The organism is Nocardia sp. NPDC006630, assembly GCF_040611495.1.
Taxonomy (GTDB): Bacteria; Actinomycetota; Actinomycetes; order Mycobacteriales; family Mycobacteriaceae; genus Nocardia.
In genome coordinates, this window is sequence record NZ_JBEXOK010000006.1 from 575,432 (window position 1) to 590,176 (window position 14,745).

Sequence of the window (14,745 nt, forward strand, 5' to 3'; positions counted from 1 at the left end):
TATCCGGCGAACGCTATCCCGTTGTGCCGGTCACGAAATCGTCATGATGCGGCCCGTTGAATACCTCCCATGAAGAAAACACTCACCATCGCCGCCCTCGCTCTCGCCGCCGCCGGTCTGGGCGCCGGACCGGCCAATGCCGAGACGCTGCAGGTCGATGGCAGCTACGCCTCCGCCGCAGGCTGTGATGCGGACGGCTCCAACGGCAGCTTCCACGCCAACGGTGTACAGCTGCGCGGCGAAGACGGCTGGCAGTACCGCTGCGACCAGGGCAGCGACGGCCAGTGGTACATGACCATCTTCCGCTGACCTGAAACACGCAGTGGGTTGAAGCACGGAATGGCCCGGCCGACGTAGCGGCCGGGCCATTTCCGTATTCAGGACTCCGTCATCCCGGCATGCTTGTGGCAGGGATCCAGACCCTCAGGCGTACAAGAACTTTCAGCGCCCGGTGCGGGTGGCGCGGCGCATGGCCGAGACCGGATCGGCGTAGAAGACGCTGAGCGAGGTCACGGCGGCGGCGAACTCCTGCACCCGGCCGCCGAAGCGGCTGATGCGCAGATCGGCCGCGGGCAGCGTGGTGCTCTCGGCGAAAGCCTTTGCCACCCGGTCCATTCCGGGGCGGTAGCCGGTGAAGGCCTGGCCGCCCAGCACCACTCGATCCGGATTGAACATATCCCGCACCAGTGCCGCGGTGCGGCCGAGGATTTCGGCGCGCTCGAGCAGCAGATCGCGCGCCGCGACCGAACCGCCGTCGGCGGCGCGGTACAGATCGGTGATAACCGGGCGGCGCGGGGCCTCCGGCTTGGGCAGTACACCCTGGCGCACCGCACGCTCCAGGAAGAAGCGCTCACCGATGGTGGCCTCCAAGCAGCCGCGCCGGCCGCAGGTGCAATCGGCATCCGAGCCGGTCGGCAGGTGCGCGATGGAGCCGGGGCCATTGGCGGGGGTGTGCACCCGATCGTGCAGTGTCACTGCGATACCCGCGGTTTCGCGAGCGTAGATGTAGAGGCTGCTGCCCGGGCGCGGTCCCTCGCCCGGCTCCCGGCCGGCGAGCAGCAGTTCGGAGGCCGCCATCGCCTCGACATGCGCCGAGACCGATACCGGCAGATCGAGAATGCTGCTGAAGACGGCGGCGACGGGCGCGGCCTGCCAGCCGAGCCGCGGGTGATCGACGACCCCGGCCGCCGGATCCACCCGGCCGGCCAGCGCCACACCGGTCCACAGCGGACGGCGGCGCGGCAGTCGATCCAGGAAGGCCTTGGCGCTGCGCGCCACTATGGTCAGCGCCGCGTCCTGACCTGTTTGGGGAGTGGCGATTTCGAGTCCGCCGAGAATCTTGCCGGACAGATCCGCGGCCACGATGCGGGTGAGGGTGGAGCCGATGTGCACACCCACGGTGACAAACGAATCGGTGTCGACCTCGAAGGGCACGCGGGGACGGCCGACCGCGCCGGAGGCGGTGAGATCGGCGCGCTCGCGCAGCAGTCCGACCGAAAGCAGCGCCGACACTTGGCGATTCACGGTGGCAATGCTGAGGCCGGTGGACTGTGCGGCGATATCGCGGAAGATCGGACCGCGGGCGGCGGCACGCAGTACGGCGGCCGCCGGGTTATCGGTGATCCGCAGCTCCGGCGGCACCGCGGGCCGGGCCGGAGCCAGGCGCGCGGTGGTGACGGAAGCGGAATGGGTGCGTTCGAGCGTGGGGCTGGTCATTTCGAAGTCCTCGCTGCAGTCCCGTGTACAGCCGACGGGACGGATGCCTAGATGAAAAATTCAGCGGGGGCAGCGAGGATGCCCGGACTCGAGTGAATCGGGGAATCAGTACTCGGCTGCGCGACGGCAGGGACAACACAGTTCCCGCTGCCGTGGCAGCCGTACACCCAGCGCAACGGTCACATACGTGACGTGCGCGGCATGGGGACGGCTTGCAGACATGCATTCAAGTTAACACTGCACTCGAGCTGAACGGAATCCATCTGTCCACATCTCGAGAAATGAGTGGCAGCTCACTCGATACCACTCCACTCCTCGGTACGTACCCGCACACGCATTCCGATCAGCGTGATTACAAGTCACAGCCCAGGTCGGCGGGGTGGCGCAATAGCCGAAATCCCGCCCATCTCGGCTGGCGGGGCCGCTCGGCAGGCGGCGCATAACGCGTGGGGCAGATGACCGTCCGCACGCACTCTCGCGGTGGTCGGCCGCATCGCCTCTACAGTCTGTAGCCGCAGGTCAAAGGCGGAAAGGAGATGAAGTGTCGCCGGAACCAGTACCGCTGCGCCGGGCCGATCGAGCCCGCCAGGTCGCCGATATCGTGCGCCAGCAGATTCACGCCGGAGCATTCGACAGCGCACTGCCGTCGGAGCCGGAGCTGGCCGCCGAATTCACCGTCTCCCGCAATACCGTTCGCGATGCGCTGGCACTGCTCAAGGACGAGGGCCTGATCGAGCGCGCACCCAAGATCGGCACCCATGTGGCGCGGCGCAAATACGACCACGGGCTGGATGCGCTGCTCGGCCTGAAAGAGACATTGCGCGGGCACGGCGAGGTGCGCAATGAGGTGCGCACCGCCACCCGGGTGAACCCGCCGCCGGCCGTAGCCCGCAAATTGCAGCTGGAGCCCGGACAGCACGCCGTATATATCGAGCGGCTCCGGTACTTCGGCGATCTGCCGCTCAGCCTGGACCTCACCTATCTCGTTCCCGATATCGGCGATGAGGTCATCACCCGCGATCTCGAGACGAACGACGTGTTCGCGCTCATCGAACAGATCAGCGGCGGCCCGCTCGGCGCGGCCGACCTCGCCCTGGAAGCCATTACCGCCGACGCGCATTCGGCCGCCACCCTGCAATTGCCCGAGGGCGGCGCCGTGCTGTTGCTGGAGCGCCTGACCAAGCTCGAGGACGGCCGCCCGGTCGACCTCGAATACATCCGGATGCGCGGCGACCGGATCACCATGCGCGGCAGCCTCACCCGGCCGCCCGAAGGCACCGACGCTCTCCTCAGAGCAGAGACATGGAGGCTGATCTGAATGGCTCTCGTCAATCAGCGCACCGATGTTCCCGTGACCATCGACGAATCCCTCTGCATTCAGGGCTGCACGCTCTGCGTGGAGATCTGCCCGCTCGATTCACTGGCGATCAATCCCGAGAACGGCAAGGCCTTCATGCACGTGGACGAGTGCTGGTACTGCGGCCCGTGCGCGGCCCGCTGTCCCACCGGCGCGGTCACCGTCAATATGCCCTATCTGCTGCGCTGAAGGATCCTCTCCATGAAGTACCGCACTGCCCGCCTGGCTGCGGTGGCACTGGCCGCTGCCCTCTCGTTCACCGTCTCCGGTTGCTCGCTCGATTCGAGCGGCGGCGGCAATACCGTGAAGCTGGTCATCGGCTACCAGTCCAAGACGATCAATACCGTCACCGCCGGAACCCTGTTGAAGGCCAAGGGATTCCTGGAGCAGCGGCTGAACGATCTGACCGCGCACGGCGGCCCGAAGTATCAGGTGGAGTGGCAGGACTACGACACCGGCGCACCGATCACCGCACAGATGGTGGCGGAGAAGATCGATATCGGCTCCATGGGCGACTATCCGCTGCTCATCAACGGTTCTCGCACCCAGGCCAATGAGCGAGCGAAGACCGAACTGGTCTCCATCACCGGATACAACCCCAAGGGCGCGTTGAACATGGTGGTGGTCGCGCCGGATTCGAAGGCGCAATCGATCAAGGACCTGGCCGGGCAGAAGGTGTCGACCAGCGTCGGCTCCGCCGGGCACGGCACGCTGGTGCAGGCGCTGGGCCGGGCGGGCATCGACCCCAAGTCCGGGGTGGAGGTGCTCAACCAGCAGCCGCAGATCGGCTCCTCGGCGCTGGAATCCGGTCAGGTGGCGGCACTTTCGCAGTTCGTCGCCTGGCCCGGCCTGCTGGTCTTCCAGAACAAGGCCAAACTGCTCTACGACGGCGCGGAGCTGAACGTACCCACCTTCCACGGCGTGGTGGCCCGCCGCGACTACGCGAAACAGCACCCGGAGGTGCTCGATGCCTTCCTGCGCGCACAGTTGGACGCGACCGACTTCATTCACCAGCAGCCCCTGGCGGCGGCCAAGATCGTCGCGGACAACTCCGGGCTGGCCCAGGAGGTCGTGTACCTCTACAACGGGCCGGGCGGAACCTCCTTCGACGCCACGCTGAAGCCGAGCCTGCTCGACGCCTTCAAAGGCGATGTGCCGTACCTGAAGTCGATCGGCGACTTCGCCGATCTGGATATCGACAAGTTCGTCGATGACACCGCGCTGCGCCAGGCCTTCCAGGAATCCGGCGCGAATTACGATGCGACACTGGGCAATAACGCCAACCCCGCGCTCATCTCCGGCACCGACCCGGTGAGCAACCGCCCCGCGTCCAATCCGGCACTGGCCGGCGAGATCTGGTTCACCGGATCGGACGCCACCCAGCCCGCCGCCGACCCCACCAGCCTGCTGCGCGCCATCAAACAGGCACGCGCCCAGGGCAAAACAGTCCGCGCTGCGTACATCCCGGACGCCGAGCTCGGCACCCGCTGGTTCGCCGACAAATCCCTCTGGGTCCGAGACGGCGAAACCTACCTCCCGTTCACCACTCCGGCCGCGGCCCAGCGCTACCTGGCCGCGCATCCGTCGGGTATGACGGTCTCGTACGACCAGGCGGTCAGCGAGGTCCGGCAATGACCGCCCCCACCATCCTGGCGCGATCAACCCCCGTCATCCCGGCGCGCTTTTGGCCGGGATCCACGGAAACCCGCTGGCCCGCTACCCGTGTGGAGCCCGGCCAAAAGCATGCCGGGATGACGAGGGTGCGGGGCCACGCTGGAAATGCGGGGGTTGGGCGATGAGTACGTCAACCGCGGTTCGGGTCGATATCGGTGCGGCAGTGGGGGAGCGGGCGGCTGTTGCGAGTAGTCCGCACCGGGCCCAGGGTGCGTGGCGCTCTCGGCTGGTTCGACTCACCTCGGTGGCTGTGGCCATCGGGGCCTGGCAGTTCCTGACCGCCAATCACATTCGGGCGTGGGTGCGGTTCGATACGTTGCCCACCGTCACGCAGATCGTGCAGGCGTTCCGGCATCAGCTGGGGACCGACACCTTCTATCTGGATCTCGGGCAGTCGTTGATTCGGATTCTCACCGGGTTCGGCCTGGCCGCCGTGCTGGGCGTGACAACCGGTGTGGCGCTGGGGCGTTCGCGGTGGTTCGCGGATATCGTCGGGCCGCTCACCGAGCTCGCGCGGCCGATTCCGGCCATCGCGGTGGTCCCCGTGGCGATTCTGCTGTTTCCCGACGATGAGGCGGGGATCGTGTTCATCACATTCCTCGCGGCCTTCTTCCCGGTCATGGTGTCCACGCGGCATGCGGTGCGGGCGCTCCCGACCATTTGGGAGGACTCGGTGCGCACGCTCGGTGGCAGTCGCTGGGATGTGCTGCTGCGAGTTGTGCTGCCGGGCAGTCTTCCCGGAGTTTTCAGCGGGCTTTCGGTCGGCATCGGGGTGGCCTGGATCTGCGTGGTCTCCGCGGAGATGATCTCCGGACGACTCGGCGTGGGCTATCGGACCTGGCAGGCGTACACCATCGTCGATTATCCGGGCGTCTTCGTCGGCATCATCACCATCGGTGTGCTGGGATACGGCACCTCCGCCGCCGTCGAGCTCATCGGCCGCCGTGTCACGCACTGGCTGCCGCGCGTACCGGAGGTGGCGAAATGAGCGGCATCGGCATGAGCCTGCGGCTGGATCGAATCGACCTGTCCTACACCGGAACACCGGTCATCGCCGACCTGTCCCTGGAGGTGCGGCCGGGGGAGATCCTCATCCTCACAGGCCCGTCGGGCTGTGGAAAGTCCACGGTGCTGCGCGCATTCGCCGGACTGCTGCGACCGGACGCCGGTCAGGTGCTGGCCGACAGTACACAGGTCGCCGGAACCTCCCGGGATCGCGCGGTCGTATTCCAGGACAATGCGCTGCTGCCCTGGCGCACCGTGCGATCGAATATCGAACTGGCCCTGAAACTCCGGGGTGAACCTCGAGCGGGCCGAAAAGCTCTGGCGGAGCGCTGGATCGAAGAGATCGGCCTCACCGGATTCGCCGACTTCCTGCCCAAGAGCCTTTCCGGCGGCATGCGGCAGCGCGTGCAGCTCGCGCGTGGCCTGGCGGGGGCACCGCGCTCGGTCCTTATGGACGAACCGTTCGGCGCACTCGACTCCCAGACCCGGGCCACCATGCAGCGCCTGCTTGTCGACACCTGGCAGACCCACCCGACCACCATCGTCTTCGTCACCCACGATGTGGACGAGGCACTGCTGCTCGGCGACCGGGTCGCCGTCCTCGGCCGCGCCGGCGAACCGCTGCGCGCCCTGCTCGAGGTGCCGCAACCGCGCGCGGTGGGCGTCGACCGCTCGCAGCTGCGCGCCGAAATCATTACCGCCCTGGATCACTCGGGCGATCTCGCCGCCCTCTGACGGCGCCGATCCCCGACCGATTCCCGACCGAATGTTGGTGTGCTGATGGAGATTCCCGATCTGGCCGAGACCACCCGTCTCGACTGCGATGTGCTCGTCATCGGCGGCGGCACCGCCGGCACCATGGCCGCGCTCACCGCCGCCGAACAGGGCGCGAACGTCCTGCTGCTGGAGAAGGCCCATGTGCGGCACTCCGGTGCGCTCGCCATGGGCATGGACGGCGTCAACAATGCCGTCATCCCCGGTAAGGCCGAGCCCGAGGACTACGTCGCCGAGATCACCCGCGCCAATGACGGAATCGTCAACCAGCGCACCATCTATCAGACCGCGACCCGCGGTTTCGCCATGGTGCAGCGGCTCGAACGCTACGGCGTGAAGTTCGAGAAGGACGCCTACGGCGAGTACGCGGTGCGGCGCGTGCACCGCTCCGGCTCGTATGTGCTGCCCATGCCGGAGGGCAAGGACGTCAAGAAGGCGCTGTATCGCGTACTGCGGCAACGCAAGATGCGCGAGAAGATCCAGATCGAGAACCGGCTCATGCCGGTGCGCGTCCTCACCGAGAACGGCCGCGCGGTCGGCGCCGCCGCATTGAACACGCGCACAGGCGAATTCGTCACGGTGGCGGCGAAAGCGGTCATTCTGGCGACCGGGCCCTGCGGCCGACTCGGCCTGCCCGCCTCCGGATACCTCTACGGCACCTACGAGAACCCCACCAATGCGGGCGACGGCTACGCCATGGCCTACCACGCCGGTGCGGAGCTTTCGGGCATCGAATGCTTCCAGATCAACCCGCTCATCAAGGATTACAACGGCCCGGCCTGCGCCTATGTCGCCAATCCGTTCGGCGGCTATCAGGTCAACGCGCTCGGTGAACGCTTCGTCGACTCCGACTACTGGTCCGGCCAGATGATGTCGGAGGTGAAGCGGGAGATCGAATCCGCGCGCGGGCCCATCTATCTCAAGGTCTCACACCTGCCGACCGAGACCCTGGACGCGCTCGAAGGCATTCTGCACACCACCGAACGGCCCACGCGCGGCACCTTCCACGCCAATCGCGGGCACGACTACCGGACGCACGATATCGAGATGCACATCTCCGAAATCGGTTTGTGCAGTGGTCATTCCGCCTCCGGCGTATGGGTCGACGAGAATGCACGCACGACGGTTCCCGGTCTCTACGCCGCCGGTGACCTGGCCTGCGTACCGCACAACTACATGATCGGCGCCTTCGTCTACGGCGACCTGGCGGGCGCGCACGCCGCGAGCACCCTCGCCGGCACCCCGGCCCCGGGGGATCTTCCCGCCGACCAGATCGCCGCCGCACACGAACTCGTCTACCAGCCGCTGCGCAATCCGGACGGCCCGCCGCAGCAGCAGGTGGAATACAAGCTGCGCCGCTTCGTCAATGACTATGTGGCCCCGCCCAAGACGGCCACCAAGCTGTCGCTGGCCATCGAAACCTTCGACCGCATGCTCGACGACCTGAACGCCATGGGCGCGCAGACCCCGCACGAACTCATGCGCTGCGCCGAGGTCAGCTTCATTCGCGACTGCGCCGAGATGGCGGCCCGCTCCTCGCTCACCCGCACCGAATCGCGCTGGGGGCTGTACCACGAGCGCGCCGATCTGCCCGAGCGCGACGATGTCGAATGGCGGTACCACCTCAACCTGCGCAAGAACGCGGACAGCGAGATGGAATTCCTGAAGCGGCCGGTCGCACCGTATTTCGTGCCGGTGCCCGGACTCGACGATCTGCCCTCCGCCGATGACACCGTCATCCCGGTGACACAGCCCGCACTCGTCGGCAGTCCGCCCAACCTGAATGCCGCGCCCGCGAGTGCCGGTACGGCCGCGCCCGTCCCCGGCAAGACTCCCGTCGCGCCGCGTATTGCCCTGCTGCTCAGTCTGGATGCGCCGTCTGTCGCCGAACTCGCGTCGTTCCTGGAAGATCCGGACCCGCAGGTGCGCGCCACCGCGATATCGGTACTCACCGAGGGCACCCCGGACGGCTTCGGCGACCGCCTCATTGCCGCGCTCGCCGATTCCGAGGTGACGGTGCGCAGTTCGGCCATAGCCGGACTACGCGAACTGGTGGAGATCCTGCCGGGAGCCGAGGACCTCGCCACGCACGCCGATTCCCCCGATCCGGCCGTGCGCGCCGCGGTGATCGATCTACTGCGCGCGCTGCACGCGGGTTCGGTCGAACTGTTCACCAAGGCCGCAGTGGACGGTGACCACCGCGTTCGCATCGAAGCGGTCAACGGGCTGGTCTCCCTGGACGAGTGGTCCGCACTGGCCACCGCCGCGCACGATGAGAACCGCGAGGTCCGCATCGCCGCCGCACGTGGTCTGGCCACCGTCGGCCTCGGCGGTATCGAGGCGGTCCGTGCCCTCATCCCGGACCGCGACCCGCTGGTGCGCGCCGCCGCCCTCACCGCACTCGCCCGGCTCGGCAATGCCGAGGACACCCCCACACTGTCCGCAGCACTGAGGGATTCGGCCTGGCAGGTCCGTGAAGGCGCTGCCCGGGGCCTGCCCTCGGCGGGCCCCGATCTGGCCGCAGAACCGCTACAGGCCGCCCTCGCCGACGTTCATCCGGACGTCCGCAAGGCTGCCGTCCTCACCCTCAGCAGCTGGCCCGAATCCGCAACCGCCCGCATCACCCTGGAATCGGCCCTGGAAGACACCGATGCCGACGTCCGCGCCTACGCCCGCCGCGCCCTGGCGGTCCACGCCGGAACCTGACCGAGCCGCCCGTCATCCCGGCCTGCTTTCGGCCGGGATCCACACCGGCCGAAGGACTCAGTTGAACAGATGCTCCAACTCCGTAATGAAGTAGGGGAAGTGGGCGGCGAAGCGGTGCAGGTCGCGGTCGCCTTCGAAGCCGCCGAACCAGTAGAGGCCGGGGGTGCCGTCGGCGGTGGGGTCCAGTTCGCGGAAGGTGCGCACCCACTGGTCGGTGCGCCGCCCGGCCACCATGAAGGGCAGGGCGCGGGAGAACACCATCTCCTGATCCGGTGCGGGAATCTGCTGCGGCACAACCGCATCCAGACCGCGCAGCATCGCCTGCACCCGGCCGGTCAGCTCCCGGCCCAGTGCCGTACGGGACGGGAGATAGCGGGGGAGCAGCAGGGCGGCCACGCCGGCGAGCGCGAGCGCCACGCCGATCAGCGCATGCCCCGGGCCCAGCGCCAGTCCGATGGTGGTGGCCACACCGGCGACGATCAGCGCGACGCCCAGCCAGAATTCGAAACCGCGCCGGGTGCGATCGATGAAAGCCCCACGCGCCGTGGCATCGTCGATGAGCGCCTTGCGCACCGCGGTCGCGGGCACCTTGCCGCTGAGCTCCGACAGCAGCACCGAATCCGTGCCCTCGGGCAGCAGCACCGAGTACACCGTCCGCTCGTAAGCGGTCAGCTGCTCATCCGCCGGGTTCATCCGAGTGATCCGCCAGGCCGAATCACCTACGGCCGCAATCCAGACATAGCTGCGAACCGCCAGGTCCACCACGGTCGCCGCCATATCGGGGGCGTCCACATGGCCGTCCACCAGCAGTCCGGCGGTCCCGGGCAGTACCGCGTCCGGTGAGGTGAACTCCACCCGATTGCCCTCGCGCAGCAGCGGATCGAGCGTTTCGGTTCCGCCCGGCGTCGTGCGCCGTGCCCACACCACATATCCGGCGGCGGCCGCCAGCGCCGCCAGCAGCACCGCGAATGCCGCCAGCACCGGACCGGTCACCGAAAACGGGCCGGGCGCATTGTCATCGGCGATATCGGCATTCGCCTTCACCGTGCCCGCCGGCACCTGCAGCGTCACATCGATGACATCGCCCTTGTGCAGGTCGGTCTTGTCGAGATGCGCGACGCCGTCCGGCTCGACCCGAATATCCGCGCAGTCCTCCGGCTTTCCGGGCGGGCCGATGGTGCACTTGGTGACGCCCATCCGGAAATCGGGACTGGTCACGGTGACGCTGATGGTCGCCACATCGGTATTCAGCACGCCGGTCCAGTGGAACAGCTGTGCGCCGGTGGTCTCGGTGACCGTGTTGTGCACCGTGTACTTGAACGTCACCTGCCCCGGCCGGGCATCGAGGGTGAACCGGTCGTCCGCGACAGCCGCATCACCGTCGCCGTCGGCCTTGATATCGGTGACCTGGAAATTGCGCTGCACCGCATCGGTGACCTGCACTCGCAGCGGCAGCACCTGCCGGAACTCGCTGCCCGCAGGCACTTCCACGGTTTCGGTGACGCGCAGCAGACCGTCGTCGCCGAGATCGACATCGGCGGTGATCCGCACACCGTCGCTGGGCTGCGCATGTGCGGCAGGCGCGATTACTCCTGCCAGAGCGAGCAGCAGCGCGACGAGAGCGCCCCCCCGAAAAATCTGCATGGAAGGTTACTTTAGACAGCTTGCTATTCTTCCTCAGCGGCTGTCGGATATCGCAGAGAACGAGGGGGTGCGGGGGATGACTCGCCCACCGTCCGGATACGGACCGATTCCCCCCGGGGGTTGGCCGCCCCAACCCGACCCGCGACGCCCTCAGCAACCCGGATATCCTGGACAACCCGGACAGCCGCCGGGGCAGCCGATGCAGCCGTCCGGACCCACCGCACCGCCCACTGGATTTCCGGCACAGCCCGGCTATCCACAGCAGCGTCCGGTTTATCCACAGCGACAAGGGTTTCCGCCGCAGCAGGGCTACGGTCCGCCGCCCGGATACCGTCCGCCCGGCTACGGCCAGTCGATGCCACCCGCCTACCGGCAGCCCCTGCCCCCGCCCACCGCGGGCTTCCAGATCGGCATGCCCCCACCGCAGCGCCCCGCGCCGCCGCGCCGCGGCCGCTGGGGCGCACTGGTTGTCATCTTCGTGCTGCTGGTGACCGCCGCCCTGGTGCGCACCGCCGTCTCCCACGGCCTGAACCACCTCGGCGCCGGTAGCCCCGGTGACAAGGTGCAGACCACCTATACGAACTCACCCGACGACAACGCCGGTGTCCCCAAGACCTCGGACAATCCGCTGGTCACCGATGACAGCTACACGCTCATCCCCGAACGCTGCAACTACTCGCCGTGGGGCACCCAGGTCGACACCGCACGCAAGTTCTTCGAAACTGCCGCAAGCTGTCTCGCCGAAGCCTGGAAGCCGCTCTTCGACGACATCAAGCTGCCGTTCGTACCGCCCAAACTGAATGTCTCGGCGACCACCAGCGGTATCACCACCCTGTGCACCGGCAACAGCACCAACTTCGCCGCCTTCTACTGCTCGGCCGACCAGACCATCTACATGCCGGTCAGCCAGCTGCAGACCGATATCTACAAGGACAACTGGGTGGTCTACCTGTCGGTGTTCGCGCACGAATACGGACATCACGTACAGGCGGAATCCGGCATCCTCGGCAAGGTGCATCAGGAGCGCCGTGACGCGGGAGCCACCAGCGCCACCGGCCTCGAGCTCTCGCGCCGAACCGAATTGCAGGCCAACTGCTTCGACGGCATGTTCCTGGCGTCCTCGAACAACGGCGGCTCACTGACCTCCGCGCAGGCCGGTGTGGCCCGCAACGATATGTTCCACCGCGGCGACGCTCCCGGCGATATGCGCGACCACGGGACCTCGAACAACGGCGGTACCTGGTGGTCGCTCGGCTACGACAAAAACCGTACGGCGCAATGCAATACGTTCGGCGCGGCGGCGAACAAGGTGAATTGACCCGAACATCGAAATCGGCCGGGGTGGCGAATCATTCGCCACCCCGGCCGATTTCGTAAAACTCAGTGCCCGAACACGATTCAGTGCCCGAACGGTCCGTCCCCGAGGCGGCGCGGTGCGCCGTGCCCGTGCACACCCTCGGCGTACGCGGTCTCCGCGTGCAGTGCGAAGTCGATGCCGCCGATCTCGTCCTCGCGGCTGACCCGGAAGCCGATGGTCCTGTCGATCAGCTTGCCGAGCGCGAAGGTCACGCCGAAGGCGAAGGCCGCCACCACGATCACGCCCACCGCCTGCTTGCCCAGCTGGCCGAGCCCGCCGCCGTAGAGCAGGCCCTGCGGGCCGTTGTCACCGGTCATCGCCCGATTGGCCAGGAAGCCGATGAGCAGGGTGCCGACAATGCCGCCGACGAAGTGCACGCCGACCACATCGAGTGAATCGTCGTAGCCGCCCTTGAACTTCCAGCCCACCGCGAACGAACACACCAGGCCCGCAACCAGACCCACGATCAGCGCGCCCATGGTGTTGGTGTAGCCGCAGGACGGGGTGATGGCGACCAGACCGGCCACCGCACCCGAGGCCGCACCGAAGGTGGTCGGCTTACCGTCGCGAATCTGCTCGACGATCAGCCAGCCCAGCATGCCGAGGCAGCCCGCGACCAGTGTGTTCAGGAAGACCGCTGCCGCAGTGCCATTGGCGGCCAGCGCCGAACCGGCATTGAATCCGAACCAGCCGAACCAGAGCAGGCCCGCGCCCAGCAGCACGAAGGGCAGATTGTGCGGGCGCATGGCATCCATCTTGAAGCCGACCCGCGGACCCAGCACCAGCGCCAGTGCGAGCGCCGAAGCGCCCGAGGCGATCTCGACCACCAGGCCGCCCGCGAAGTCCAGGGTGCCCAGCGAGGCCAGCCAGCCGTCCGGAGTCCACACCCAGTGCGCGATGGGTGCGTACACGATGAGCGCCCAGACCGGTACGAAGATCATCCACGCCGAGAACTTGGCGCGATCGGCGATGGCGCCGCTGACGAGGGCGACGGTGAGAATGGCGAAGGTCAGCTGGAAGGTGACGAACAGCAACTCCGGAATTCCGCTCGCGGCATGCACGGTCTTCGGGTCGATTCCCGAAAGTCCGATATGTCCGAGATTTCCGATAAGCCCGCCACCGGCATCATCACCGAAGGCGAGGCTGTACCCCGCAATCAGCCATGCCACCGTCACCAGCGGAATGGAAATGAAGCTCATCATGAGCATATTGAGCACACCGCTGGAGCGCACCATGCCGCCGTAGAAGATGGCCAGCCCCGGCGTCATGAGCAGCACCATGGCCGTGGCTGCGAGCAGCCAGGCCGTGGCCGCCGGGTCGATGGTCGTGGTCATGGAGTAACTCCCTTCGCGCGTTATCGCGTTGCAGGGAAGTTACCGAATCCTCACGTTTCGGCGCTGTTACGAAAATGAGGAATCGGATACCTGTCCGTAACAGCGTCAGCTATTGCGTTCCCGGCCTTTGCGGGCAAGCACGCGCATTCCACGCGGTCCCGGCACGGGCAGATCCTCCTCGAGCGCCATCCACTCGGCCGTGGTCAGCCATCGCTGCTGGGCCCGGGCATCGGCTGTGTCATTGAACACCCGCCGCCCGCGATCGTCGCGCAGCTCGTAGGCCAGCACCGACCAGCGCGGCGGCCGCCCGTTCTCCGCCACTTGATCTCGCAGATATGCCGTGACCAGGGCGCCGAGCGTATTCACCGGGCGCAGCGAAACCCGATTGCCGTACCGCGCGGCATGGAAACGCCTTCCGGCGCACAGGGATCGGGGTGTCGCGCTGTAGGCGATCCAGCCGGCGCGCTGCGCCCGCTCGATCAGCCACAGATGTTTGACCGCGGCGGGCGGGATATCGCCGACCCGATCGCGGATGAGGTCGAAGACCGGTTCCGACAGCAGGATGTCGCGCCGGGTCGGCCCGGTGCCGTGCGCGGTCCAGTACTCGTCGGTGAGCTTGGCCAGCACCCGGCCGAAATCCTCGACGCTGCGCTGTGCGCGGCGGCCCAGGCGTTCGATGCGCTCGGCCTCGGCGCGCATATCGTTCTGCACGATGAGGGTCTGGATGGCCGCCAGCGTCGGCACCTGGCCGCGCTGTAGCAGCTCCAGAATGGCGCCCGCTGTTGCCGGATCGGCCGCTGCCGATACCGGTAGCGAAGCGCGCTTGATGTCGTAGTTCTCTGGGCTGATGGCTCGACTGAGCAATCCGACCGCGGCGAGATCGCCGGCGAATTCGGTGCTGGAGAGCCAGGCTTCTGCAATGTCGTCGTGCGACGGCACGGGGAGTTCCTCCGGAAAATTTGGTTGTGCCCCGGTCGGGATGAGGGACCGGCCGGGGCCACCAACCTGATGAAGGTTTGGCTACCGAAGTTGCCGAGTTCCACGGTAGCCAAACGATTGCGATCTTGCTGCATCGGTTGATGTGATCGTTATGTCCGGTCTGCCGAGTTGAAACCGAATGCGCATCCGTAAACGGTGATCTTGGGTGGAGGCCGCGTCCGGCTATCGCCTCAGGAGGA

12 protein-coding genes are annotated in these 14,745 nt (G+C 67.2%); 8 read left to right on the forward strand and 4 right to left on the reverse strand.

What is annotated here, in order from left to right; all coding sequences use genetic code 11:
- Positions 1 to 69 precede the first annotated feature (69 nt).
- On the forward strand, positions 70 to 309 hold the full coding sequence (locus ABZX86_RS20835; protein ID WP_355125683.1) for a hypothetical protein: 240 nt from the start codon (positions 70 to 72) through the stop codon (positions 307 to 309).
- A gap of 132 nt (positions 310 to 441) precedes the next feature.
- Here the strand turns inward: ABZX86_RS20835 and ABZX86_RS20840 are convergent, their stop codons facing one another.
- A complete protein-coding gene (locus ABZX86_RS20840) occupies positions 442 to 1,716 on the reverse strand; it encodes an ROK family protein (RefSeq protein WP_355125685.1) in 1,275 nt (424 codons plus the stop codon).
- Between the two features lie 541 nt (positions 1,717 to 2,257).
- On the opposite strand from ABZX86_RS20840, the gene ABZX86_RS20845 reads away from it, so the two are divergent.
- The 6 genes from ABZX86_RS20845 (at position 2,258) to ABZX86_RS20870 (ending at position 9,232) form a co-directional block, all read left to right on the forward strand.
- Positions 2,258 to 3,034: a GntR family transcriptional regulator gene (locus ABZX86_RS20845; RefSeq protein WP_355125687.1), complete on the forward strand. Its 777-nt coding sequence runs from the start codon at positions 2,258 to 2,260 to the stop codon at positions 3,032 to 3,034.
- Positions 3,035 to 3,262, forward strand: a complete 228-nt coding sequence (locus tag ABZX86_RS20850) for a ferredoxin family protein (protein ID WP_327143194.1) — start codon at positions 3,035 to 3,037, stop codon at positions 3,260 to 3,262.
- Positions 3,263 to 3,274: 12 nt separating this feature from the next.
- Entirely contained in the window at positions 3,275 to 4,708 is a 1,434-nt protein-coding gene (locus ABZX86_RS20855; RefSeq protein ID WP_355125689.1) for an ABC transporter substrate-binding protein, read from the forward strand.
- A gap of 160 nt (positions 4,709 to 4,868) precedes the next feature.
- On the forward strand, positions 4,869 to 5,735 hold the full coding sequence (locus tag ABZX86_RS20860; RefSeq protein WP_355125691.1) for an ABC transporter permease: 867 nt from the start codon (positions 4,869 to 4,871) through the stop codon (positions 5,733 to 5,735).
- On the forward strand, positions 5,732 to 6,487 hold the full coding sequence (locus tag ABZX86_RS20865) for an ABC transporter ATP-binding protein (protein ID WP_355125693.1): 756 nt from the start codon (positions 5,732 to 5,734) through the stop codon (positions 6,485 to 6,487). Before ABZX86_RS20860 ends, ABZX86_RS20865 begins: the two co-directional genes overlap by 4 nt.
- Positions 6,488 to 6,532: 45 nt before the next feature.
- Complete coding sequence (locus ABZX86_RS20870; RefSeq protein WP_355125695.1) at positions 6,533 to 9,232, forward strand: fumarate reductase/succinate dehydrogenase flavoprotein subunit; 2,700 nt, start codon at positions 6,533 to 6,535, stop codon at positions 9,230 to 9,232.
- 57 nt (positions 9,233 to 9,289) lie between these two features.
- Here ABZX86_RS20870 and ABZX86_RS20875 read toward each other — a convergent pair whose 3' ends face one another.
- On the reverse strand, positions 9,290 to 10,876 hold the full coding sequence (locus ABZX86_RS20875) for a DUF2207 domain-containing protein (protein WP_355125697.1): 1,587 nt from the start codon (positions 10,874 to 10,876) through the stop codon (positions 9,290 to 9,292).
- Between the two features lie 199 nt (positions 10,877 to 11,075).
- Here ABZX86_RS20875 and ABZX86_RS20880 point away from each other — a divergent pair, with 199 nt between their 5' ends.
- Positions 11,076 to 12,194 (forward strand): neutral zinc metallopeptidase, encoded by a 1,119-nt coding sequence (locus tag ABZX86_RS20880; protein ID WP_355125699.1) that lies wholly within the window; start codon positions 11,076 to 11,078, stop codon positions 12,192 to 12,194.
- 80 nt (positions 12,195 to 12,274) lie between these two features.
- On the opposite strand, the gene ABZX86_RS20885 is transcribed toward ABZX86_RS20880, so the two are convergent.
- Positions 12,275 to 13,567 (reverse strand): ammonium transporter, encoded by a 1,293-nt coding sequence (locus tag ABZX86_RS20885; RefSeq protein WP_327143201.1) that lies wholly within the window; start codon positions 13,565 to 13,567, stop codon positions 12,275 to 12,277.
- A gap of 105 nt (positions 13,568 to 13,672) precedes the next feature.
- Positions 13,673 to 14,506, reverse strand: coding sequence for a hypothetical protein (locus ABZX86_RS20890; protein WP_355125701.1), 834 nt, complete (start codon positions 14,504 to 14,506; stop codon positions 13,673 to 13,675).
- Between the last annotated feature and the right edge of the window lie 239 nt (positions 14,507 to 14,745).